Genomic DNA, 823 nt, shown 5'->3' with positions numbered 1-823 from the left:
TGAACTGAGCCCTTATTAACGGACAGTTTAATAAAAAGGTACCTGTAATTTATGTTGCGATTAGATGACTTCGGTATTGTGCCGGAGTCATCTTTTTTAAGTCCCATTGTTTACGTGTTGTATTGTAATGCATCATATAGTCATCAATCATACCCTTCAGGTCTACCAAACTCACTGCTTCCTTATAATCTACATCATCCTTAAAATGGCCAAAGAATGACTCCATAGGGGCATTGTCTATACAATTACCACGACGTGACATGGATTGAACTAGACCCATTTCTTTCACAAGTTCTTGAAAATCTGGATGTGTGTAATGGAATCCTTGATCTGAGTGGATCATCGCTTCTGGATGAATGTTTCCTCCTAATGATTCTTCTAATTTAGCTAGAGTACGAAAAACAATTCGCATACTTAAACTAGTTGAAAGCTCATATGCGATAATCTCACGTGTGGCAACGTCTTTAACACATGATAGGTAGGCGGTTTGACCACTTCCATAGGGAAGGTATGTGATGTCAGTCAAAAGCACTTTGCCTGGTTCGTCTTGTTTGAATTGTCTATTCAGTCGATTCGGAATTTTTCGGTGCGCATGAGTAGCTTTCGCACAATTTTTATAAGGGTTTGCTCGTCTTATCTTAGCGAATAGATTGAACCTACGCATCAAACGAAGAATCTTTTTATGATTCATGGGCGTTACCAGTAAATCTTCAAGAGCCATGTAAAACCCGCGATAGCCGATTTTCCCCCTTTTGGCATCATAAATGCTTTTCAATAGTAAATAGTCTTGATAATCTTGTTCTTCACGAATCGCACGACTCTC

At 39.0% G+C, this 823-nt stretch carries 1 protein-coding gene; it reads right to left on the bottom strand.

The window, feature by feature from the left end:
* Positions 1-49: 49 nt before the first annotated feature.
* Positions 50-823: IS3 family transposase (locus C406_RS0119015; protein WP_017382219.1), on the bottom strand; the 774-nt coding region annotated here is incomplete at its 5' end.

This window comes from Paenisporosarcina sp. TG-14 (assembly GCF_000297555.1).
GTDB lineage: Bacteria > Bacillota > Bacilli > Bacillales_A > Planococcaceae > Paenisporosarcina > Paenisporosarcina antarctica.
Note: the sequence above shows the minus strand (reverse complement) of the source record. Positions and strands in the feature narration are given on the sequence as shown.